17 protein-coding genes and 10 pseudogenes are annotated in these 22450 nt (G+C 34.7%); 18 read left to right on the forward strand and 9 right to left on the reverse strand.

Annotated elements, in window-relative coordinates; translation table 11 throughout:
* Positions 1-139 precede the first annotated feature (139 nt).
* Positions 140-337: pseudogene (locus AAGD89_RS04555) on the reverse strand (transposase family protein); the annotation flags it as partial.
* A 101-nt stretch (positions 338-438) separates the two neighbouring features.
* Here AAGD89_RS04555 and AAGD89_RS04560 point away from each other — a divergent pair.
* Positions 439-1270, forward strand: a pseudogene (locus AAGD89_RS04560) (transposase family protein).
* A gap of 117 nt (positions 1271-1387) precedes the next feature.
* Here AAGD89_RS04560 and AAGD89_RS04565 read toward each other — a convergent pair.
* Both AAGD89_RS04565 and AAGD89_RS04570 read right to left on the reverse strand, forming a co-directional pair.
* Positions 1388-1765, reverse strand: coding sequence for a hypothetical protein (locus AAGD89_RS04565; protein WP_341807924.1), 378 nt, complete (start codon positions 1763-1765; stop codon positions 1388-1390).
* A 24-nt stretch (positions 1766-1789) separates the two neighbouring features.
* Positions 1790-2482: an ankyrin repeat domain-containing protein gene (locus AAGD89_RS04570; RefSeq protein ID WP_341807925.1), complete on the reverse strand. Its 693-nt coding sequence runs from the start codon at positions 2480-2482 to the stop codon at positions 1790-1792.
* An 81-nt stretch (positions 2483-2563) separates the two neighbouring features.
* Here AAGD89_RS04570 and AAGD89_RS04575 point away from each other — a divergent pair, with 81 nt between their 5' ends.
* The 4 genes from AAGD89_RS04575 (at position 2564) to gyrB (ending at position 5983) form a co-directional block, all read left to right on the forward strand.
* Positions 2564-2911 carry an IS630 transposase-related protein gene (locus AAGD89_RS04575; RefSeq protein WP_341807926.1) on the forward strand — a complete coding sequence of 116 codons (348 nt, stop codon included), beginning with the start codon at positions 2564-2566 and terminating at the stop codon, positions 2909-2911.
* A 56-nt stretch (positions 2912-2967) separates the two neighbouring features.
* Positions 2968-3156 (forward strand): hypothetical protein, encoded by a 189-nt coding sequence (locus tag AAGD89_RS04580; RefSeq protein WP_341807927.1) that lies wholly within the window; start codon positions 2968-2970, stop codon positions 3154-3156.
* 48 nt (positions 3157-3204) lie between these two features.
* Positions 3205-3423, forward strand: a complete 219-nt coding sequence (locus AAGD89_RS07295) for a transposase (protein WP_410541844.1) — start codon at positions 3205-3207, stop codon at positions 3421-3423.
* 178 nt (positions 3424-3601) lie between these two features.
* Positions 3602-5983, forward strand: coding sequence for a DNA topoisomerase (ATP-hydrolyzing) subunit B (gene gyrB, locus AAGD89_RS04585; RefSeq protein ID WP_341807928.1), 2382 nt, complete (start codon positions 3602-3604; stop codon positions 5981-5983).
* Positions 5984-5995: 12 nt separating this feature from the next.
* Here gyrB and AAGD89_RS04590 read toward each other — a convergent pair whose 3' ends face one another.
* Positions 5996-7024, reverse strand: coding sequence for an ankyrin repeat domain-containing protein (locus tag AAGD89_RS04590; RefSeq protein ID WP_341808926.1), 1029 nt, complete (start codon positions 7022-7024; stop codon positions 5996-5998).
* Positions 6979-7392 (reverse strand): ankyrin repeat domain-containing protein, encoded by a 414-nt coding sequence (locus AAGD89_RS04595; protein ID WP_341807929.1) that lies wholly within the window; start codon positions 7390-7392, stop codon positions 6979-6981. The genes AAGD89_RS04590 and AAGD89_RS04595 overlap by 46 nt, the downstream gene beginning before the upstream one ends.
* A 146-nt stretch (positions 7393-7538) precedes the next feature.
* Between AAGD89_RS04595 and AAGD89_RS07300 the strand changes: the two are divergent.
* The 3 pseudogenes from AAGD89_RS07300 to AAGD89_RS07305 all read left to right on the forward strand — a co-directional run.
* Positions 7539-8028 (forward strand): annotated as a pseudogene (locus AAGD89_RS07300) (IS630 transposase-related protein); the annotation flags it as partial.
* Positions 8007-8135: pseudogene (locus AAGD89_RS04605) on the forward strand (IS5/IS1182 family transposase); the annotation flags it as partial. The pseudogenes AAGD89_RS07300 and AAGD89_RS04605, both read left to right, overlap by 22 nt.
* Positions 8130-8247: pseudogene (locus tag AAGD89_RS07305) on the forward strand (IS630 family transposase); the annotation flags it as partial. The pseudogenes AAGD89_RS04605 and AAGD89_RS07305, both read left to right, overlap by 6 nt.
* 257 nt (positions 8248-8504) lie before the next feature.
* On the opposite strand, the gene AAGD89_RS04610 reads toward AAGD89_RS07305, so the two are convergent.
* Positions 8505-8897 carry a TraR/DksA family transcriptional regulator gene (locus tag AAGD89_RS04610; RefSeq protein ID WP_341807931.1) on the reverse strand — a complete coding sequence of 131 codons (393 nt, stop codon included), beginning with the start codon at positions 8895-8897 and terminating at the stop codon, positions 8505-8507.
* A gap of 103 nt (positions 8898-9000) precedes the next feature.
* Between AAGD89_RS04610 and AAGD89_RS04615 the strand changes: the two genes are divergently transcribed.
* The 4 genes and pseudogenes from AAGD89_RS04615 to AAGD89_RS04630 form a co-directional block, all read left to right on the forward strand.
* Complete coding sequence (locus tag AAGD89_RS04615; protein WP_341807932.1) at positions 9001-9651, forward strand: heme exporter protein CcmB; 651 nt, start codon at positions 9001-9003, stop codon at positions 9649-9651.
* Positions 9652-9887: 236 nt separating this feature from the next.
* Entirely contained in the window at positions 9888-10238 is a 351-nt protein-coding gene (locus tag AAGD89_RS04620; RefSeq protein WP_341807933.1) for a hypothetical protein, read from the forward strand.
* A 500-nt stretch (positions 10239-10738) separates the two neighbouring features.
* Positions 10739-11989, forward strand: coding sequence for a group II intron reverse transcriptase/maturase (gene ltrA / locus AAGD89_RS04625; RefSeq protein ID WP_341807935.1), 1251 nt, complete (start codon positions 10739-10741; stop codon positions 11987-11989).
* Positions 11990-12194: 205 nt separating this feature from the next.
* Positions 12195-12776 (forward strand): annotated as a pseudogene (locus AAGD89_RS04630) (ABC transporter ATP-binding protein); the annotation flags it as partial.
* Positions 12777-12848: 72 nt separating this feature from the next.
* On the opposite strand, the pseudogene AAGD89_RS04635 reads toward AAGD89_RS04630, so the two are convergent.
* Positions 12849-13682, reverse strand: a pseudogene (locus tag AAGD89_RS04635) (transposase).
* Between the two features lie 79 nt (positions 13683-13761).
* On the opposite strand from AAGD89_RS04635, the pseudogene AAGD89_RS04640 reads away from it, so the two are divergent.
* Positions 13762-13983: pseudogene (locus tag AAGD89_RS04640) on the forward strand (ABC transporter ATP-binding protein); the annotation flags it as partial.
* Here the strand turns inward: AAGD89_RS04640 and AAGD89_RS07310 are convergent.
* Positions 13983-14165 (reverse strand): annotated as a pseudogene (locus AAGD89_RS07310) (transposase); the annotation flags it as partial. The pseudogenes AAGD89_RS04640 and AAGD89_RS07310 overlap by 1 nt on opposite strands.
* Before the next feature lie 826 nt (positions 14166-14991).
* Between AAGD89_RS07310 and AAGD89_RS04645 the strand changes: the two are divergent.
* The 5 genes and pseudogenes from AAGD89_RS04645 to AAGD89_RS04665 all read left to right on the forward strand — a co-directional run bounded on the left by AAGD89_RS04645 (position 14992) and on the right by AAGD89_RS04665 (position 21157).
* Positions 14992-15147 carry a hypothetical protein gene (locus AAGD89_RS04645; RefSeq protein WP_341807936.1) on the forward strand — a complete coding sequence of 52 codons (156 nt, stop codon included), beginning with the start codon at positions 14992-14994 and terminating at the stop codon, positions 15145-15147.
* Between the two features lie 3 nt (positions 15148-15150).
* Positions 15151-15732, forward strand: a complete 582-nt coding sequence (locus tag AAGD89_RS04650; protein WP_341807937.1) for a tetratricopeptide repeat protein — start codon at positions 15151-15153, stop codon at positions 15730-15732.
* A gap of 35 nt (positions 15733-15767) precedes the next feature.
* Entirely contained in the window at positions 15768-20066 is a 4299-nt protein-coding gene (locus AAGD89_RS04655; protein WP_341807938.1) for a tetratricopeptide repeat protein, read from the forward strand.
* Between the two features lie 77 nt (positions 20067-20143).
* Positions 20144-20335 (forward strand): annotated as a pseudogene (locus AAGD89_RS04660) (transposase family protein); the annotation flags it as partial.
* Between the two features lie 159 nt (positions 20336-20494).
* Entirely contained in the window at positions 20495-21157 is a 663-nt protein-coding gene (locus AAGD89_RS04665) for a glycoside hydrolase family 25 protein (RefSeq protein WP_341807940.1), read from the forward strand.
* Positions 21158-21367: 210 nt separating this feature from the next.
* Here the strand turns inward: AAGD89_RS04665 and AAGD89_RS04670 are convergent, their stop codons facing one another.
* Positions 21368-22420, reverse strand: coding sequence for an efflux RND transporter periplasmic adaptor subunit (locus AAGD89_RS04670; RefSeq protein ID WP_341807941.1), 1053 nt, complete (start codon positions 22418-22420; stop codon positions 21368-21370).
* Between the last annotated feature and the right edge of the window lie 30 nt (positions 22421-22450).

The following is a 22450-nucleotide window of genomic DNA, read 5'->3' on the forward strand; positions in this document are numbered from 1 at the left end:
ACATACTGTAATTGCTATTGAGTAATGGGGAGACATACTCCATTATTTTAGCACGAAGTAACAAATTCAATAGACCTGCTGCGAATCAAGGGATGAAAATTTAGAATATTAGATTAGATAAAAACATTAAGAAGTAAGATTAAAACCCATGCCGCAAATTCACAATATCCGCAATAATATTAAATCTCAAGTTGTATTTCTTCTGAAAATTGCGGTAAACATTTGACATTATTTTGAAGATTTTTATCTCGCGAATTTTATTTTCCACACGCATCCTGAACGATGCCAACTTTCGATTATGCTCCTTTTGCACCTCCGTTAATGGCTTTTTACCGCTTCCCTGAACGGATACCATTTCTATTAGACCCCCTGCGAAAAGGCAGAAAGTAGGTAAAAACGACTAAAAAGCATGTAAAATGAAAGTTTAGAAGAGGGAAGATGGCAATAAGTTACGTAAAAATAGCAAAAACACCATATATTTTTAGACAATTGACAGGGCTCACAACATCTGAATTTGAAAAAATTGTGGCAAAAGTGCGTCCAGAGTGGGAAAAAATGGAGGCGAAAAAGAAATGTCACGGAAGAAAATCGCATGTTGAGGAGCTAGAAGACAGGATTTTATGTGTTCTAATTTATTACAGAACGTACATAACGCATCCATTTTTAGGGTTTTTGTTTAATTTGCACAACTCAAATATTTGCCGACTTTTGAAGAAAATGGAGCCATTATTGGCCAAAAAATTACTATAAAAAAGGATAGAACGCTGACTCCAGAAAGGATTTAAAAATTTTAGCAGATGTCACGGAGCAACCGATACAGCGGCCAAAAGACGCAAAAAAACGTAAAAAATCTTATTCCAGAAAGAAAAAAATGACCACAATAAAAACCGAAATTGTGATTGAGGGAAATGGGCAGATTTTGTCGGTTTCAAAGTCACATCGAGGTCGAATTCACGATTTTCGCATAAGGAAACAGGAAAAATTGTTGGCCAAAGATAGCATAAAATATGCTGATTCTGGCTATCAAGGTTGGCAAAAACTGCAGAAAAATGTTGTGATTCCGTACAAAAAATACCGTAAAAAGCCACTAACGGAGGTGCAAAAGGAGCATAATCGAAAGTTGGCATCGTTCAGGATGCGTGTGGAAAATAAGATTAGAGAGATCAAAATTTTTAAGATTATGTCAAATATTTACCGCAATTTTCAGAAGAAATACAACTTGAGATTTAATATTATTGCGGGTATTGTGAATTTGCGGCATGGTTTTTAATAATTTTTGGGCTGGGGATTTCTTACCAGATTTTATCAGCAACTTGCTTCACGTTGTTTCGCAGGGGGTCTATTGATTATTTTGATAGCGTAGGAGTTCCATGAGCTGAAATCTATTTTAAAATATATTGGTTTTCGATTTCATCAACCTTTTCACATACGCATCTGTTAGAATACTTCTTGCTGTTTCAGCTAACATTTCTTCTAGGCGTCTGGGACAAACTCTTTCTAGTTCAACATCTTCTTTCTTAGCACCTTCTTTAGCAAGATAACATTTAACAACCCCTACACTTCTACTCAACAACTCTCTTGTCTCCATTCCTTTCTTATATTGGCTTTGTATAATGCTTTCTATCTCATTAGCATATAGAGGGTAGGCGTTTTTCCATCTCTCTATATTTTCACCTCTTTTCAATGCTTTTCGTATGTTTGCATTCGATAAATAATCTGCCAACTCACTTGGATCAGTTGCAAATAAGAATTGGTAAAATGACACACTGCTGTTGCCAATCTTCTCATTCTACATTTCACGAATCTTATCCCTACAGTTACCCCAATACTTGAATAGTTCAGAATCCTTTGTCCAACTTGGTGTTATTTGCGAGTTGAATCTTACGGATTGTCCATCTTCGAGTGTAATTTTTGTTTCATGGTAGAATGTACTTAAAGCCTGCCTTATCATAACTTCTGCTATATCTCTTGCAGTATCTTCTCGCTTTTTTTGACATTGAACAGCTTCATTTGCACCCAACTTTGACAGAGCATTTACTTCATCTGTACGGCCCTCGCGAATAGCAACATTCAGTTGAAAAACTTCAACAGCCAAATAAAGAGCCAGTTTGTTTTTATTGGAACCACACGTTGTAAAAACATTTGCACCCAACTTTAACAGAGCATTTACTGCATCTGTACGGCCTTTGCAAATAGCAACATGCAAAGGAGCCTGATTTCTAGTAAGAACAGAGCAGCTACCAAATTGAAAAGTATGAACGTCTCGATAACTATCAATTCGCATATTAACTTTTGCACCAGCTTTTACCATAACCCTTATCATTTCTGCATCGCCTATATCAGCAGCAATGAATAGAGGGGCAGTAAATGTTGTAGTTAAAGTATTAGGATTTGCTCCCGCTGCTAGCAAGTTACAAACCTTATCTAAGTTACCTTCAAGAGCAGCATCAATAAGCTGATCATCTAGTTGTTCTTGACTCACAATTTCCTCCAACCTAGACTATAGTACTTTCCAAAGCAAATGATAACTGTATAATGACCATTTAGGCATGTAGGAAAAGTGATGGTATACAGTGTTGATTTAAGAGAGAAAGCAGTATCTTTGGTTAAAAAAGGAAAGCCAAAGGAAGAGGTTGCAGAACTTTTGGAGATAGGAATAGCAACGTTATACAGATGGCTAAAAAAGAAGGCTGCAGGTGAGAGCTTAAAACCAGCAAAAATGAGTGGTTTTATAAGAAAAATAGATCCAAAAATGCTGAAAGAGTATGTTAAAAAACACCCAGATCAGACGCTAATGGAGATGAAACAAAACCTAGGATTTGGGATAAATTCGATCTGGTATAGGCTGAAGCAGTTAAAATCACAAGAAAAAAAAGACCACGCTTTACCGAGAGCGGAACCACGAAGATAGGCAAAAATTTGTCGAAAAAGTTGCCAAAATAGACCATGAAAGCATTGTGTATATAGATGAAGCAGGAGTCGATAATAGGCTATACCCAGAATATGGAAGAGCTCCACGAGGGGGAGAAAATTTATGCAGACATTACGGGCAAAAAACGCGAGAGAATCAGTATGACAGGTGGGTGGATTAAGAAAAATTTTATTGCGCCCATGACCTTCACTGGAGGGTGCGATAAGGATGTATTCAATGCGTAGCTGGAGCAAATATTGCTACCAAAGTTGCCTGTTGGTACAACTATAATTATGGATAATGCTGCTTTTCATAAAACCGCTAAAACAAGGGAATTAATAGAATCTATAGGTTGCTATTTGCTCTATCTTCCTACGTACTCACCAGATCTGAATCCAATTGAGCATTGCTGGCATACGATTAAAAGCTGGCTCAGGACTCGCATGCATCAGCAGGATAATCTACACCTTTTGGTTGGTAAGGCGATTATGGAAGTTTATCACTTGTATTAGAAAGTACTATACACAGTTCAGTTGTTATGTATTCTGGTGAGGAAGTCAACTATTTTAGGTCTAACCATCATAGCTTAGCAGTAGTAGAATTTCTCTTTGTCAGGTTATAGGTTAAAAAGGTTGCTAATCAGTATATCTGAATGTAATATTTAGTTAACATCATAAACAAAACAATTTAATGGAAAATAGTTATAACGCTGATTCAATAAAAATCCTTAGGGGCCTTGATGCCGTAAGAAAACGTCCAGGTATGTACATCGGTGATACTGATGATGGATCTGGCTTACATCATATGGTGTATGAGGTTGTTGATAACGCAATAGATGAATCTTTAGCCGGATATTGTGATAAAATCGAAATTAGCATTAATGAAGATGGTTCAGTATCCGTAACTGATAATGGTCGTGGCATTCCAACTGATATTCATGAAGAAGAGGGAATATCAGCAGCAGAAGTAATAATGACTCAACTCCATGCTGGCGGTAAATTTGATAACAATACATATAAAGTTTCTGGTGGTTTGCATGGAGTTGGAATTTCAGTTGTAAATGCACTATCAAGCTGGTTAGAGCTCACTATTTGGCGCAATAAAAAAGAACATTTCATTCGTTTTGAAAATGGTGATTCTACTCAGCCTTTAAAAATAGTAAATGAAAACACAAATAAAAGAGGAACTAAAGTCACTTTTATGCCATCAACAGAGACTTTTAATGGTATTAATTTTAGTTTCTCAACTCTTGAAAGCCACATAAGAGAATTAGCGTTTTTAAATTCAAGCATTAGTATTAATTTACGTGATTTACGTAATAACCCACCAACAGAGTCTCATTTCAATCAGACTGATCAGTCAGGGGGAAATTTTGGTACGGCAAATTTTGTGCAGTATTTGGATAAAAATAAGACACCTGTAACTAAGATTGCAAGCATAAAAGGTGATGAAGAAGATCTTGGTATAAGTTTAGAAATCTCAATGGAATGGAATGATTCCTACTATGAAAACATGCTGTGCTTTACAAATAATATACGGCAACGCGATGGTGGCACTCATCTTGCAGGGTTTAGATCTGCTTTAACTCGGTGTATTAATAACTATGCAGCTAATGAAGGCTTTTTGAAAAAAGCAAAAGTAAGTTTAACAGGGGAAGATGTTAGAGAAGGGCTAACTTGTGTTTTATCCATCAAAATGCCTGATCCTAAATTTTCTTCACAAACAAAAGATAAATTAGTGAGTTCAGAAGCGCGTACTGTTGTGGAAAGTATAGTTTCTGACAAATTAAGCACAATACTTGAAACTGATCCAAAATTGGCAAGTAGTATTGTAGAAAGAGCAATTAGGTCAGCAAAAGGCAGAGAAGCTGCACGAAAGGCACGTGAATTAGTAAAAAGTAAAAATAGTATTGATATTGCAACTCTTCCTGGAAAATTGGCTGATTGCCAGGAGAAATCTTCCGCGTTGTCAGAGTTATTTATAGTAGAAGGTAATTCTGCAGGTGGTTCTGCAAAACAAGGTCGTGATCGTAAAACACAAGCTGTGCTTGCTTTGAAAGGGAAAATTCTCAATGTAGAGCGTGCAGGTCTAGATCGTATTTTTTCATCTGCAGAAATTGGTTCTCTAATTACTGCAATTGGTGCTGGAATAGGGAGCGAACATTTTGATGTTGAGAAAGTTAGATATCACAAGATTATTATCATGACAGATGCGGATGTTGATGGCTCACATATCAGAACTTTGATTTTAACTTTCTTTTTTAGATATATGCGTGAAATAATTGATAAGGGATATTTATACATAGCGCAGCCACCTCTCTATAAAGTTACAAAAAATGCTAAAGATACTTACATAAAAGATGATGAAAGTTTTAACGATTACATAGTGAACTCAGCAGTTAAAAGATTAACATTAAGTGGTGCAGCCACGGAATCCAATGATTTGCGATTCATTTTGAATAAATGCCTTGATATTTCAAATATTAGTAAAAATTACGACAGAGAAGTACCACAAAATTTGTTAGAGTCGTTGCTAATTTTAAGCAGAAAAAATGCCCTATCATCTGCTGATGAGATATTAAAATATTTAAAATTAATGTACGGCGAATACACTTGGGAAGTAGAAATAAAAGATGAAGAAATTCACGTCTCTAAGTTATTTCAAGGATTGGCGGACAAATATATATTTGCTACTAGCATGCTTGAAAGTAAAGAAGTACAAAATATACTTAGTACTCTTGATGGAATAATTGACTTATTTAATGGTGATTCGTTTTTAAAATCACAAGAAACTGAAATAAAAATTACATCTCCGAGTGCACTTGCAAAATTAATCATGGACTATGGTAAAAAAGGCTTAACTTTGCAGAGGTTTAAGGGTCTTGGTGAAATGAATGCTGACCAACTGTGGGACACTACATTAAATCCTGAAGCTAGAACTTTGCTTAAGGTTGAAATAAAAGATTGTGAAGAGGCCGACTCTATATTCTCAGTATTAATGGGTGATATAGTTGAACCACGTCGCGATTTTATCAATAATAATGCACTCAATGTGCACGATGTTGATATTTAATTTTGGTTACACTTAGATGTAGAACAAGCTTTCCAGCATAGCCTTTGTTTTTTCGTAAGCTTTACTTTTTTCTATATATTTTTTCACAGGCCGAAAAATAAATGGCAAACCCAGGATTGTTAAGCTTAAAGCCAAAGTGAAAAATGTGTAAAAGACTTTGTCTTTACTGCATCGTTCTTTTAGGTAAAGGACCAAAAATCTACAAAACTTTTTATGATTTTCTTGAAGACTTTCCTTGCTACAAGCTTTTCTAATAAACATATCTATTGCAGTATCACCGTCATTACATTTAATGTTAAGGTCTGCTCCTTTTTCTATTAACATCTGAGCTATATCAAAATAATCCTTTTGAACAGCCAGGTGTAGAGAAGTAAATCCTTGTTTTTCGTGAATATTCGTGTTGGCCCTAGCTTCCAATAACGTTTTCACAATTTTTACATAGCCTTTTTTAACTGCTAGAAGCAAAGGTGTTCTGTTGCATTTAGTAGCAGCATTAGCATCTACTTTGAACTTCAATAAAAGCTTGACCGCATTAATATCACCATTATGACTAGCCTTATGCAACCGAGAATTACCTTTAAAATCTTGATCATTTGGATCTATACCTTTTGAGACAAGGAACGTTATTATTTTCTTATTATTATGTTCAATTGCACAATCGAGCGAATCAAAACCTTGGTTATTTTTTATGCAGATAAATTCTTTAAACTTAGCTTTGTTTTTGGCTATTTGCTTTCTAGCAATTAGTTTAACTATTTGCATTTTGTTATGATATGCTGCTAAGAAAAGCGTGGTATTGTTCTCTGCATCTTTTGTTTCTACATTTGCACCTTTTTTTATCAGGTATTTTATAATCTCTGCCCTACTTTCATAATGTGCAGTACATTGACAAAGAGTTGAAAACAAAGGTGTGTGTAAATTATTATCCTCAGATTCAAGATTTGCTCCATTATCAATCAAGATTTGTACACTTTTTTTAGAGCCATAAAGTGAAGCTATATGAAGCGGAGTATAGCCCTCTTGAGCATCTTTTTCATTAATTTTTGCCCCATATTCGCTATCAAAAAGTCTATTAGCTCTGTGTCATCCCGTAGTGCGGCAAGATGCAATGGAGTAAATCCATTTTTATCTCTGGAATTAATTGTCAGTTGATTAATAAGAAGTTTAGCAATTTTCTTATGTCCATGTATAATAGCATAGTGCAATGGATTACGATTTTCGTTATCTGTTACGTTAAAATCTGCCTCGTGCTCTAATAACGACTTTACCCCAATAACATTGCCTTTCTTTGTGAATTTATGTAAAAGAGTGGTCTCGTTTGCGTCTTTTGAATTGATGTCAAACCCACTTTCCACTAATTGGTTTATTTCATCTTCGTGTGCTGTATCACCTAAGCTATGGCCAGTCATTCGCACCCTCCAGTCAAATTACTTATGTATAAATAGTACTGCTACTTAATTAATTTTGAATCAACTATAGTATTTGCCAAATTATACTCCTTCTCCCAATAATCCAAATAGTGTAAGCTAAGGATTTAGGATATGAGGAGTATTGAATGTCAGCAGCATATAGTTATGATTTAAGGAAAAAAGCAATGGAAGCTCTGGACGCAAGGAGCAAGCAGGGCAGTTGTGGCAAAAAGATTTAAAATAGGAGAAACAACTTTGTACGAATGACAAGTAAGGCGCAAAGAAACGGGAGTTTTGCATCGAAAAAGCCGGGAAGTGTAGGCTATAATCATAAAATTACCGACAGGAATGCGTTCACTGAATTTGCAAAAAAACATGGAGGTAAAACTCAATCAGAGATGGCTGAACTTTGGGGCAATATCAGCCGCCAAACGATCCACCCTGCCCTCAAAAATATTGGATTTACACGAAAAAAAGACCTATGGATACAAAGAAAGAAGCAAAGAAAAACGAGCAGAATTCTTGAAAGTTATAGCAACGTAAGCTCCTGATAATCTGGTATATATTGATGAATCTGGAATAGATAATACGGAGGATTATGAGTATGGATATTGCAAAAAAGGAGAGAGATTTTATGGAAGGCAAATAAGGAAAAGAAGGCTAAAGGCGGTAGAAAAAATAAACTGAGCGGGGAGAGTATGCTGCTTATTGCACTGGAATACTTGCGGGAATCTCGGACGTATTCTCCTGATTTTAATAAATTGAGCACCAGTGGTTTCCTATTAAAATAGAGCAAGGAAAAATATCCCGTTCTTTAAATCTTTCCGCCTGGCTGTTGATTCTACCTTCTCATGAATCATTTTGATTATTGGGAGAAGGGGTATAATATTATTGCCGGAATTGTGAATTTGCGGCATAGTTTTTAATAATTTTTGAGCTGGGGATTTCTTACCAGATTTTATCAGCAACTTGCTTCACGTTGTTTCGCAGGGGGTCTTGTGAAAGACAGGTATAGAAAGACTAACCTTAAGTTCATTAAATTTTCTAACCCTTGCTTCTAAACTTGACACGTATGGTTTATTTAACACTCCCCAGGACGTTTAATATGCAGATCAATCATCAATGAGGTACAAGTTCTTTTCTTTTTCTACCCTTTCTTGCTCCTCGATACAATATGCAGCAAGCGGATTAGCTTTAAGTCTTTCGACTCCTATTTCTTCTCCTGTTCCATCGCAATAACCATAATTGCCTAATTTTATTTTTTCTAATGCCTCCTTGATTTTTTCCTTTCTATCTTTTCGGCGCTTAATTAATTTTTCGTTTCCACTATCTTCGTCAGAATAGTATATACCGATACTATTGTCTTCCAGTTCCTGTGTCTCTAATTCAGCAAGCATTGAGTGTAACTTTAAGCCAAAGTATTCCAACTGTTTTATACCCATATATTCTTCATCTTCTGAAGGAGTGTAATTTTCTGGTAATTTTATTTTTGGTAACTTTTCCATAATTAGATTATCAACTAAACAATAAAACCTATATAATCAAACAAAAAATTATATTACCTCACAGTAAACACTATAATTTATAATAAACATTTAAAAGCCTAGTATGATTGACTCAGTGAGAAAATTAGTAATAGACGATAAGAACTTTATCTATACGATATGTCTTTTTATTATAATGTTAAGTTTATCTTCATTTACACTTGAAAACAATAACAATAAGCAAGAAATTATGTTAACATTAACATGGGTATGCACTGCATTTGTTCTGCAGATCTCCACAAGCAATTTATTTGCGTCTGATTACCATGACGGAATACTAGAGCAAATCTTTATACAGCCATTTTCCTTTAAACTTATAATTATTTATAAAATCTTCGCTCATTGGCTGTTATTTGGATTGCCAATTTCAGTGATTTCTTTCATATTCAATTTTATAGGCCTAGGCAATAATATTGAATATTCAGCAACAGTGGGATTGTCTTTGTTGTTTAATACATTAATTATAATTAATATTTCAGCTACTGGAAATGCATTAATAATTGGTAGAAGCAACTTAGTTTCAGGAATATCACAAATTCTTGTTTTGCCAATAATAATGCCAACCTTTATATATTTTAAGTTACTCACTCAGTCTGAAGGTTTACCCTTGAATATTAACATACTGTTAATCACTGCTTTGATTTTTATCATTCTGATAGCCAATAGCGCTATAGCTACTCATATGGCATTAAAGTTCGCTGTAGAGCAAGATTAAGACTCTCAAAACAAGAAATTTGATTGAAAATTCGGGCTGTAAATTGATGTTTTCACCTCCACATTCTAACGCTGCTATCGATTTTATTTTTCATAAATCGGGAAAACCTTATCTTTGTTAGCTATACAAATAAGTCTCTAACTTTAACTATTAATTAAAGAACGTATAAAATAAAAAATTTGATTTTTGTGCAATGAAAATGATATACTAAATTAGTAATTTAAAGTGAGGCAAGAATGTTATCTTTCTTTAATCCTTTCACCATTAAGAGAATCTGGGACAATTATGATAGTGAATTCTGTAACAGCATGCTTCAGAAGAATGATATAAGACAATTTGGTAGGGGTTATCCTTCCTATACTTACCCAGATGTTATGCGTTTATTTTCTAAGCCATATTTCACTAATGCTAACAAAAGATTATTAGATAATTTAACTGCTGCAGGTGTAAGCATTGGAGATATTGAAGACATATTTTTTGATCAAGAGCAAGTTAATAGGTTAAATAGTGTTAATCAGGACTTGCTTAAGTTGTTGATCAAGGTGTGCCATAGAGACACAAAGAATGTTCTGAAAAGAGCAAACTAAGTGCAAAAGCTACGCAATAGATGAGGGTGGGCCCCTCGAAGCCGGCTTACAAGAGCAGGCTTCAAACAACCATAAGCTGCTTTGGTAAAGAGCCAAGGTAGTGAGCATTATGGAAAAGGCGTAATTATGCGTCATGTATGGAATAGAAAGATGAACGAAAGTGAACCACTGATGAAGTGTCGAAAACAATTAGGTGGCGTCAAAACCAGGGGGTCTTGATTAACCTGGGATAAGTCTATCAGGAACTTGTTTACTGGGTAGATGGCGTCCGGCATAGAGGTGGCATGAATCTATTTCAGGCTATTGTGTGGAACTACGGGAACCTGTCGTTTCGATGATAAGGGAGAAATCCAAGGAGCTAAACTCCAAGGGTGAGAGTACCGATACGGAAAACAGGGGCGGATCAGCTCGTAGTAGTGAAGAAGTTTCTGTAATGGGAATGGAGCGAAGGGGCTGAGTTATTCAGTTTTAGTTATTTGTCAACCGAAAGGGAGGAGTAAATGAATAAAACAAAGTCTTTTGATATACCGAAGCAACTTATTAGGAGAGCTTATAAACAAGTGTCCAAAAACAAGGGTGCTGCTGGTGTAGATGAGGTTTCGATAACAAAGTTTGAGGAAGATCTAAAAGATAATCTCTATAAACTATGGAATCGGATGTCATCTGGAAGTTATTTTCCAGAGCCTGTAAAAGCTGTAGCAATACCAAAAGGTACGGGAGGGGGACAAAGAATTTTATGTGTTCCTTCAGTATCGGACAGGATAGCGCAGACAGCAGCTACAATGTATCTAGAACCGTTAGTAGAACCGAAGTTTCATGAAGATTCATATGGTTATAGACCAAACAAATCTGCACTGGATGCGGTAGGAACTGCGAGGAAAAGATGCTGGTGGTACGATTGGACGATAGATCTTGATATAGCAGGATTTTTCGACAATTTGGACCACGAGTTGGCATTGCAAGCTATCAAAAGGCACACAGACTGCAAATGGGTCATACTGTATGTTGAAAGATGGATAAAAGCTCCAATTCAGCAAGCAGATGGCGGTAAGGTAGTTAGGGAAAAAGGAGTTCCGCAAGGAGGTTCAACAAGCCCGCTGATCTCAAACATATTTATGCATCATGTATTTGATGAGTGGATGAGACGAAAGTGCCCAACAATAGCATTTGAGAGGTATGTAGATGATGCGATAGTGCACTGCAAGAGTAGTAGACAGGCAGAATTTATGAGGGTAGCAATAGAAGAAAGATTGGCTGAGTATAAGCTAAAATTACATCCTGAAAAGACACAAATTGTGTACTGCAAGGATGACAATAGGAAAAGTGAATTTCCTAAACAAAGTTTTGATTTTCTGGGTTATACATTTAGACCCAGGTTAGCAAGAAATAAAATAGGAAAGCATTTTGTTTCATTTCTTCCTGCGATTAGCAACAAGGCCAAGAAAAATATTACTACAACCATAAGGTCATGGAAAATACTACGAAATACACACAAAACATCAGAGGAAATATCAAAGATAGTAAATCCAATAGTCAGAGGCTGGTATCAGTACTATGGCAGGTTTTACAGGAAAGAGATATACAAACCTCTGAGAAACATAGAGCGGCACCTAGAAAAGTGGGTCAGAAGAAAGTATAAGAAGCTTCGAAATCATGGAAGACTAGCAAGGCAACTTCTAGGAAAAATGAGGAAAGAAGAGCCAAATACTTTTTACCACTGGACACTTGGTTTAGGGCAAAAGACTGAATAATGGGAGCTGTGTGAGTCGCGAGGTTCATGCACAGTTCTGCGAGAGACTGGTGGGGAAGTTCCACCGGTCTACTCTCCCTCTTGTAATGGGAATTAATACTAGCATAGTCGGCTTTCTTTGGGTTCTGACAAGAAATCTCGCAAGATTTATCAGATTGTGGGGAAAAATTACTGAAGGTTTACAAGCAATTTTAGTAATTCCTGAAATCCAAGATAAATTGGGCGCTCAACCTTTGATTATGCAAAAAGGTGAAATCAAATTTGATAAAGTTTATTTTCAATACAAAGGCACTGAGTCTATATTCCAAAACAAATCCATAACAATTAAACCTGGTCAGAAAGTTGGACTTGTTGGATATTCAGGTGGCGGTAAATCAACATTTGTTAATTTAATTCTTCGGCTTTATGATGTGACATCTGGAAAAATTTTAATTGATGGTCAGGATATTCGAGATGTAAAACAAGATCACTTGCGCGAAAATATTGGTATGATTCCACAAGATCCATCACTTTTTCACAGAACTCTGATGGAAAATATTCCCTATGGAAAAATAGATGCGAGCGATGATGAAGTGATAGAGGCTGCTAAACGTGCACATGCTCATGAATTTATTTCAAAATTACCACAAGGCTATGATTCACTTGTTGGTGAACGTGGTGTGAAACTTTCAGGTGGACAACGTCAACGGATTGCAATTGCAAGAGCTATTTTAAAAAATGCACCTATCTTGATTCTGGATGAAGCAACATCACAACTTGACTCTATAACAGAAAGTAATATTCAAGAATAGACCCCCTGCGAAACAACGTGAAGCAAGTTGCTGATAAAATCTGGTAAGAAATCCCCAGCCTAAAAATTATTAAAAACTATGCCTCAAATTCACAATTCCTGCTATAATATTAAATCTCATGTTGTATTTCTTCTGAAAATTGCGGTAAACATTTGACATTATTTTGAAGATTTTTATCTCGCGAATCTTATTTTCCACACGCATCCTGAACGATGCCAGCTTCCGATTATGCTCCTTTTGCTCCTCCGTTAGTGGCTTTTTACGGTGTTTTTTGTACGGAATCACAACGTTTTTCTGCAGTTTTTGCCAACCTTGATACCCAGAATCGGCATATTTTATGCTATCTTTGGCCAACAATTTTTCCTGTTTCCTTATGCGAAAATCATGCATTCGACCTCTATGCGACTTCGAAATCGACAGAATTTGCCCATTTCCCTCGATCACAATTTCGGTTTTTATTGTGGTTGCTTTCTTTTTTCCGGAATAACTTTTCTTACGTTTTTTGCTGTCTTTCGGCCGCTGTATCGGTTGCTCCGTGACGTCTGCTAAAATTTTTAAAATCCTTTCTGGCGTCAGCGTTCTATCCTTTTTTATAGTAATTTTTTTGGCCAATAATGGCTACATTTTCTTAAAAAGTCGGCAAATATTTGAGTTGTGCAAATTAAACAAAAACCCTAAAAATGGATGCGTTATGTACGTTCTGTAATAAATTAGAACACATAAAATCCTGTCTTCTAGCTCCTCAACATGCGATTTTCTTCCGTGACATTTCTTTTTCGCCTCCATTTTTTCCCACTCTGGACGCACTTTTGCCACAATTTTTTCAAATTCAGATGTTGTGAGCCCTGTCAATTGTCTAAAAATATATGGTGTTCTTGCTATTTTTACGTAACTTATTGCCATCTTCCCTCTTCTAAAACTTTCATTTTACATGCTTTTTAATGTTTTTCATCTGTTTTTTACCTTTTCGCAGGGGGTCTAATCTTTATGGGAATTGATGCAAAACAAAACTACAATAGTAATTGCCCATCGCCTATCTACACTTTTACATATGGACCGCATTTTAGTGTTTGATCAAGGTAAAATTGTGGAGGATGGTACTCATCAAAAACTCCTTGATAAAAATGGAATGTATGAAACATTATGGGATGCACAAGTTGGTGGGTTTTTGCCGGATAAAAAGGAAGGTGGGGAGGAATTATAATAGGCTGCTTTACTTTGATGCCAATCTTCACAAGCTTGATTTATTGAACATTCAGGCGATTCAGCAAGACTATTAACTATTTTTAAAAGCCTTTTACTTAATCCTTTATCACCAAAATCAACTATTCCAAATTCATTTTCTGCCCATTCATTAGTTGAGGTACTTAAATTTCCTTTGGTCATATATTTCCATTTTTAGGCCATAAGTCTATTTATACTGGAAAGTTGAATTAGTAAAATAGCAGCTTTTTCACTATTTATAGATTTATGGGTAATAGTAAGGTTATTCCCACATAATTTACTTCAACATCCATCTTCATACCTCACATGATTATGTAACGTACCATACTAGCAATTAAATAATAGTAAAATTGGTTGCTTGTCTTGCTATATTATAGTAGTCAGCTATTAATTTGGCTATTTGTCTATAAAATGTTTGACTATATCCAACTTATCTTCTTGAGCAGAAAAGTTAAGTCTGAATTATCAACAGCTTTAAAATCAGTTCCTCCTACGACAAGTTTTTTTGCTTTATCAAGATTACCTTATTTTACAGCACAAAATAAGAGCTTATTTAAACACTTAATAGAAACCATACTTTAAGTGTATGCGCATATAAAATTCCTATTGTAAAACTTCTCAAATACACCACAATCTTTATAAAGCAACATCTTCTTTGAAAAAATATTTTTAGCAAAAACACATCTCTCTTTAGCATCACACAATTCAATTGTTTACTTCTTTACCCTTTACTTTTCTCAAAAATGGGCAAAAAGGCCACACTAGGTTGAGAAAACTTTCCATAAAAATCCCTACCCAATTGAGAACGGAGAATAAAAATGGTTAAATTTTTCGCAAATTGTAATTCAAAATTAAAGAGTAAATATAAGCTTTTCTATTAGCACTATAGCAGTACAAAATCCTGTTGCATGAAAAAATATTTCAGATAGTTATTAGCTAAACTGGTGCGGCTTTAGCACTAACGAAAATCATGTCATTGAGGAATTTTATGTACCAAACCTTCCAACAAACTAGTTTACAGCGCTTTAAACGTTCAGATGAAGAATTATTTGTAAAGAGTAACAAGGCTAATTCATTGGACAATCAAGGTAAATATCAAGAAGCTTTAAAGATTTATGAAGAGATTGACCAGAAGTATAGGTAAGAGTTGAGAGAAGATCATCCAAACGCTTTGATGATTAGAAATAATATGGCCTTAGTGCTAGATCACCAGGGTAGATACAAAGAGGCTTTAAAAATTTTGGAGGAGGTTTATCGAAAACAGAAAGGAACCTTGCTACTAGAGAATTCTTTTACTCTATCAACCAAGAGTAATATGGCTATAGTATTGGACCATCAAGGTAAACATCAAGAAGCTTTAGAGATTTTTAAAGAAGTGTATGAAAAAAGAAAAGAGATCTTAGGGCAGTATAATTCAAATACATTAGCAACAAGGAACCGTATAGCATTAGCCTTAGATCATCAAGGTAAATATCAAGAAGCTTTGGAAATTTTAGAAGAGGTTTACCAGAAACGAGAAGAAATATTGGATTCAGATGCTCTAATTATTTTAAGTAGTAAAGCTTTAGTACTGAGCCACCAAGGTAAACACCAAGAAGCTTCAGAAATTTTCGGAGAAGTCTATCAAAAAAGAAAGGAAATATTAGGACGATCTCACCCAGACACCTTAAGAACAAGAAATCACGAAGCCATGGAACTAAGCAGTCTAAAAAATATCAAGAAGCTTTAGAAATTTCACAAGAGGTTTTGCAAAAGCAGACAGAAATGTTAGGGCTAAACCATCCTGATGTTTTAGTAACGATGAGCAATGTGGGTCTAATACTAAATAGTCAAGGTGAACATCAAGAAGCTTTAGGGGTTCTTAATGAGGTTTATGAAAAAAGAAAAGAAGTGCTTGGGCAATATCATCCAAATACTTTAATAACGATGAGCAATATAGCCTCAGTGCTAGAAGATCAATATAGATATCAAGAAGCTTTAAAAATTTACAAAGAAGTTTGTGAAAAGGTGCAGGAGCTATTTGAAATGGATTATCCGCTTACTTTATTGGTAAAGAAGGGTATTGTTTCAACTCTGAAAAAACAGATTAGCGTGGGCTCAGAACTGAAAAACTTAGGTAAATACCAAGAGGCCTTAAAGATTTATGAGGAAGTTTATCAGGAACAGAGAGAAGTACTAGGGCCAGATCATCCTGACACTCTACTCACGAAGAACAATATAGCAGCAGTACTTGATAAACAAGGTAAATACAATGAGGCTTTGCAGACGTATAAAGAGGTTTTTGATATTGAAAAAGTCGTTTTAGGTCCAGATCACCCTGATACTTTACTAACAAAAAATAATATAGCTTCACTAGATAAAAAAATACATTCACTTTTAGCAAATTGCCTAACAAGAAGTAGAAGGAGAAGAGATATAAATAACTGCCAATTTTCATGGGAAGACATTGATCAATTTAATGGAGAGGATGAATCAAGGAATCCAAATAAAATTGAAATCGATAGTGAAAAATTTATCCCATATATAAGAGATATAGATGAAAGTAAACGCACTCAACTGATTCAGATAGCAGATCAGGTTAAAGTTACAGGTAAATTTCAAGGCCTAGTTAATAGTCTAATAAGTAACCAAAAAGTAGTGAATCACTTAAGTAGAATACAGAGAGCTTCTAGTATAACTATGGATGGAATGATGGCTAAAAATATTTTAGCTGATTTTTTAAATGATGATTACGGAGGTGTAGCAATTGATATAGGATTTGTTGCAGGTGGTAGAGGGTTTGCCAAAGTTGCAGAAGCAGCATCTATTAAAGGAGCAGGATTAATTGCAGATGGTAAGCTAATGTTAGGTAGATCTTTTGAAATTGGAGTAGAAGTTGCTGAAGTATTGGGATTATTAGAAGGAGTCTCATCTATCACTGGGCCTATTGGAGAAGCAATGGTAGCTGTATTGGTTGTTGGCACTGGTGTTTATCGTGCAGTAGAGGAAGTTAATAAGATTGGTGAAATTATTAACTTAACTAAAAAGGAAAAGTTTATCGAGGGATTACGTGCATTCATAGTTATGAAACCTGAAACATATATAGAAGAACTCATGGAAGAAAAGCAAATTAATGATCAGCTGGTTAAACAAGGATTTGAGTATTTAAAACAACATAGCGATATTCAAAAATATGTTTTTCCTATAGGTAAATTAGTTGTAGATTCCTGTCACAATATACAACACAAAACAATTAAATGCATTACTAGTGTCTCATGCCTCATTGATATGCCAGTTACATACTATACTGAAAAGTGCACAACTAAATTTCAGGTAGATCTGAACAATACAATACTACTTGGTAAAGAAAAAACTTATGATTTCTTTAGTAAAGCAAAGATAGCTAATCCAAACGAAGGAAAGATATTATGCTCACCAGCAAAGCCGGTTAATTTATTAAAATTTAGAGAATCAGTGATAGCAGGTGAATTTTTTGGCTCGGATGATAATAAGCTATCACTTGATAGCCTTGTACCAGAAGGGTATGAACGTATGAGTCAAGCAGGCTATTTTTGTCACAATGCTATTGGTATAGCTACTAATAATTCAGGTAAATATACTCTTATTGATTTAGGTGATGGTGATGATTATGCAGAAGGGTCTTTTAGTCAGAATATTTTCTTAATTGGTAATGGGCCAAAAAAGATTGATGGGGGGAAAGACGACATCTTTATTTTCCATGGTAACTCTACTACAGGCTATATTAATGGAGGAAGTGGTTCTAATACAATAGATATTGGTGAATTTGCTCTAAGAGAAAAAGCTATCTTAGTTGATTTAAGTAGAAAATACATAAGATACCTTAACCATTCTATTAAAATAGAGAATATCAATAGAGTGTTAGCAAGAAAAGGAAAAAGAGATGAGATAATTTGTGCTTGTAGTACAGAGTATGTAGATGGCAGAGGCGGAAAAAATAGTTACAGAAAAGATATGATAACTATACCTTCACTTGACTGTTCTTATGAAATGCAGCTAGTAGTAAGGCCTCATACTACTATTATTTATAACCAAGCATTAGAGGGAAATTTTAGTTATATTGTACCACTGCAAGGAGGGGAAGCATCTGTTAATCTACCTATTAATTCACAGAGTCAGCATAGATTTACATTTAATTATACACTTTTTGATATTAGTAATTCTTCCTTTAATGCTGATGCTATAACATTTAACTTTTTACCAAAGTTGCCAAATGGAAAGTTGAATATAACTATTACATATAACGCTACAGACAATATCTCATATAGATTAAGTGATGGAACTGAGATAAGAATAGGTGAAAAAAATAATTTATATGCATTACAAAAAAGTAATAAAGCCATTAATGAAATTATTAATGATTATCCAGCTATAGCAAACCAGCTAAAGATGTATATTTTTGTACAATTACTGATTAATAATGAAACCGCTGCTATAGGACATGGAAATCATGATGTACTTCACAATAACCCTTATTGCAGAAGTCATTTAGTTGGTAATGGCGGTGAAAATATATTTGTAATTACTTCTGGTTATAAAACATTAGATGAAAGCAAGTTGCCTATACCTGAAGTGGTGATTTATGATGTTGATGAAGAGAATAAGATAGATACTTTAGACTTACGTCAAGTAAAACAGCAAATAATGAAGGATTTGGGTAAAGAAGTGAAAGTAAAAACTAAAATAGAAGGCAAGGACTTGTTACTTCTAATATATTATGATGAAATAAATCAGATATCAGAAATACTGTCACGTACAATAAGATATGATGTAATATGCATAAGATTAAAAGGCACATTGATAACCAATTGGTATGAGAGATTACACGTGCTTTTAGATAATGCAACTATGAAAATAGAAGGATTTGATTTAAAGCCACTACCTTTAGTTTTTGCTGAAGATAAAGAGATTATCGTTATAAAATCCGAAGATATAGAGAAAGAAAATAAATTAGTGATATCTAGAAAAGCAGGAGATTATTCTTTTGCTCGTTCAGGAGATGATTTAATAATCACTAGTGCTTTTGATCGTAACTTAACAAATAATGAATTCTGTACAATTTGTCTCAATAATTTCTACCAAGAACCAAAAATGGAGACGTTATCTATTAAATTTACTGATAAAGAGATATTGTTAAAAGATGAGATGGATAGAATAAATAACGCATCCATTCTTACTGAACAGCTAGCTCAATATAAAAATGATACTTATAATACTGTTTTTGACCATGGCAATACTATATCTAACATAACTGATCTACATCAAAGAAAGCATAGAGAGGTTAAAAGTTATGAAAACCAGGAGTTTTTTTATGCCCGAAATAATTTCAATACTGGCTTAAAGGAAGAGAAAGTAACAAATTCAGGTAGTAGGCCAACTTCTTGGATTGGTGATTTAGTCAGTTGGGTGAAAGGCAAATGGTTTAGTGAAGAGGCGAGCGAAAGAAAAGAACTTTTTTATGCCCATGCCAATATCGGACTGAAAGAAAGGAAGCAAGAGAATGGACCGATGAACAACCTTATAGCAAAATTATATGGTGGCCTATTTTCCTCTTCTTCTCAGCAAGCAATAAGCTCACCTATAAGCCATAAGGAACAAGAGAGTAAAGGGAGTGCAAGCCAATTCAGCACAGGAGCGTGTGTTGATGTCAATGGTACAATAATGTTGCTTGATGTACTTATCCGAAAAGCCACAGGTCAAGAGTTTGTTTCTTCAGAAAATCAACCTATACCCTTACCAGAAGCACAAGCTTACGCGTTAAACATTAAAGAAGAATTTAGTAAAGCAATAGTTAGTGAAGCGGATATACCAGCAGATAAGCTAATAGACCTTGCCGAAATGCAGTCAAAAGTATTTAAAGTAGTAGTGAGTGGGAGTGGTAGCAAAGTGAGAAATATACTGCTTTCGTATGCAACACCTATAATAGGGCAGGAAAAAGCTGAAGGTCTTCTAACTACTCTGCTCTATGAAGCTAGACCACAAAGCTATTTGAGTAACGTAGCTATAGATAATCCAGGCACTAAACTGGTAGGTAGGTCTACGTGATCCATTTAACAGCAATAGTGAGGTTTATTTATGGAAAAAGGATATTAATATATTTTCTATATGTATCCGTTCAGGGCAGCGGTAAAAAGCCACTAACGGAGGAGCAAAAGGAGCATAATCGAAAGTTGGCATTGTTCAGAATGCGGGTGGAAAATAAAATTCGCGAGATAAAAATCTTCAAAATAATGTCAAATTGCTTCAAGTTGTTTCGCAGCAGGTCTAATCTTTCCTTTCTCATCAACAATACTAATAAAAGTTTCTTTGAGTGAGGCATCTAACCCGATATAATGCTTCATGAGTCTGGACCAAAAATTCACTGATTTTATAGAATGGCTGTGACTGTGATACTAGTGTAACGCAAATTATTCATTGTGTAACTTGTAATATTATTATATAATTAGCCTTTTACTAAAGTTATAAAGGCATATATGGTAAAAACAGGAATTGAAATATCTCACTATCAAGGGAAAATTGATGGTCAAAAAGTTTCCAAAGATCCACAAAATATAAAATATTCAGCTATAAAAGCAACGAAGGGAGCAACTTTTCAAGATAGTGAGCTTCAGTGCAATTTAAAAGAACTTAAGGATAATAATATTAAGGCTATACCGTATCACGTGTTTAGAATGACTTCTACACCTGAGAATCAGGCTGAAAATTTTATTAACGTTCTATCTTCTGCTTCTTTTGATTATAAAAAAGATAAACTAGTTATTAGCACTACAACTGATATTTGTTCGAAAGGACAAACAAAAAAATGTGATAAGCCTGCAGATCATACTAATCAAGAAAGAATCAAGAATTTAAACTCTTTAATAACAATATTAAAAGAAAAAGGATGTAAGGATATTGTTATATATTGTTCACCTAATCCTTGGGATGAATATTTTACACATGAAGGATCAGATTTTTCTAAATATCCTTTATGGATTGCTCATTGGGAAGTGAAAGAACTTCAAATACCAAAAGATTGGAAAGATGCAGGAAAGAGCTATGATTATTGGACTTATACTGCAAATGGTAAAGTAGATGGAATAACAATAGAGCCACATAGTAAAGAAGGTGTTCCTATGGCTAGAACGAGAATATAATTAGCAGCTCGCACAACCAACATGTATCCTCTATAGAGCTAGTTGCTGGTTGTGTGAGAATTGGTCAAGCTAAAATAAAACTCTTCATCAAGGAAATTTAGTATATATAAACGAGGGGATGAAAACCTTAGAGGGAGCATGGTTATGCTTCACATAATAACTTCTCAAAGTTATGGGTAAAAGTAAGCATTATACTCTGGGGCTGTACACCTAAACCTTATCACCAGACTTGACAAATAAGTGTCCCAAGACAATTAGCTTTATGGATTTTTCTTTGTTATTTGCTACTATCCAAACTCCATCATTTTCATGGTCAACAATTTCTATTGGCACAAATATTACATAATTATTATCGCCAACTATTTTGATTCCTAGGGTTCCCTCATCACTTAAGCTTAAAGCTGAAGAGGGTACTTTATAGGCAGATATTTCACCCGAAGGCATTTTTACGCTGGCAGTTAGTCCTTGCAAGGATATCATTTCATTATCAGTTACTCTTACATCTACCCTATAAGATCCAGTTTTAGGCTCAGCGATTTTACTAATAAAGCTGACTTCACCTTCCAATTCTTTTTCGTCCAGCAAATTAATTTTAGCTTTTCTGCCTAGCACTATTTTATCTATTTCACTTTCTGAAACATATAACACAACTAGGATTTGGTCAAAATTAACTACGTCAGCTATTTTTTGACCAGCATTAACAAAGTCCCCTTCACTTGCATTGATTTTGTCAATGTAACCATCTATAGGAGATTTAATTTCAGCATTTTCTAAATCTAGCTCTAGCTTTTTTAGGTCAGCTTTTGCACTTTTGAGCGCAGTAAAAGCTCCGTCTACCTTTATTTGCGTGCCATAGCCTTTTTTATTAAGCTTTTTAGAGGAATCATACTCAATTTCACGCTGATTCAACAAAGCTTTGGCTTTCTCAACTTGCTCAACCCTATCATAATCCTCTATTTTCAGTACTATGTCATCTTTTTTTACCTTTTCTCCATCAGAGAAATAAATAGCAGCAATTGTACCACTTATTTTTGAAGTAAGGCTTGTCCTATGCAGGGGATTTACCGTGCCAGAAAAATTTAAATATATAGTACGATTTTGTGGCTCACACTCCTGAATTTTTACTGAGAAGCTTCTAGCAGTGTCATCATTATGACTCACTTGCTTTTTCTTTATAAACACGCTGTTGATAAAAAACAGCAGAACAAAAGCAATACTAAAAATTAGCATTACTTTATTCTTTTTCTTTAGAAACGATTGCATAAGTTAAGTTTTCGGCGATACTTTTTTAGT

The organism is Wolbachia endosymbiont (group E) of Neria commutata, assembly GCF_964026735.1.
GTDB lineage: Bacteria > Pseudomonadota > Alphaproteobacteria > Rickettsiales > Anaplasmataceae > Wolbachia.

What these genes read in the sequence shown, in the direction of transcription:
- AAGD89_RS04575 (WP_341807926.1), top strand. Translation starts at nt 2,564, where the DNA reads ATGGTATACAGTGTTGATTTAAGAGAGAAAGCAGTATCTTTGGTTAAA.
- AAGD89_RS04580 (WP_341807927.1), top strand. Translation starts at nt 2,968, where the DNA reads ATGAAGCAGGAGTCGATAATAGGCTATACCCAGAATATGGAAGAGCTC.
- AAGD89_RS07295 (WP_410541844.1), top strand. Translation starts at nt 3,205, where the DNA reads ATGGATAATGCTGCTTTTCATAAAACCGCTAAAACAAGGGAATTAATA.
- gyrB (WP_341807928.1), top strand. Translation starts at nt 3,602, where the DNA reads ATGGAAAATAGTTATAACGCTGATTCAATAAAAATCCTTAGGGGCCTT.
- AAGD89_RS04595 (WP_341807929.1), bottom strand. Translation starts at nt 7,392, where the DNA reads ATGACTGGCCATAGCTTAGGTGATACAGCACACGAAGATGAAATAAAC.
- AAGD89_RS04610 (WP_341807931.1), bottom strand. Translation starts at nt 8,897, where the DNA reads ATGGAAAAGTTACCAAAAATAAAATTACCAGAAAATTACACTCCTTCA.
- AAGD89_RS04615 (WP_341807932.1), top strand. Translation starts at nt 9,001, where the DNA reads ATGATTGACTCAGTGAGAAAATTAGTAATAGACGATAAGAACTTTATC.
- AAGD89_RS04620 (WP_341807933.1), top strand. Translation starts at nt 9,888, where the DNA reads ATGTTATCTTTCTTTAATCCTTTCACCATTAAGAGAATCTGGGACAAT.
- ltrA (WP_341807935.1), top strand. Translation starts at nt 10,739, where the DNA reads ATGAATAAAACAAAGTCTTTTGATATACCGAAGCAACTTATTAGGAGA.
- AAGD89_RS04645 (WP_341807936.1), top strand. Translation starts at nt 14,992, where the DNA reads ATGTACCAAACCTTCCAACAAACTAGTTTACAGCGCTTTAAACGTTCA.
- AAGD89_RS04655 (WP_341807938.1), top strand. Translation starts at nt 15,768, where the DNA reads ATGTTAGGGCTAAACCATCCTGATGTTTTAGTAACGATGAGCAATGTG.
- AAGD89_RS04665 (WP_341807940.1), top strand. Translation starts at nt 20,495, where the DNA reads ATGGTAAAAACAGGAATTGAAATATCTCACTATCAAGGGAAAATTGAT.
- AAGD89_RS04670 (WP_341807941.1), bottom strand. Translation starts at nt 22,420, where the DNA reads ATGCAATCGTTTCTAAAGAAAAAGAATAAAGTAATGCTAATTTTTAGT.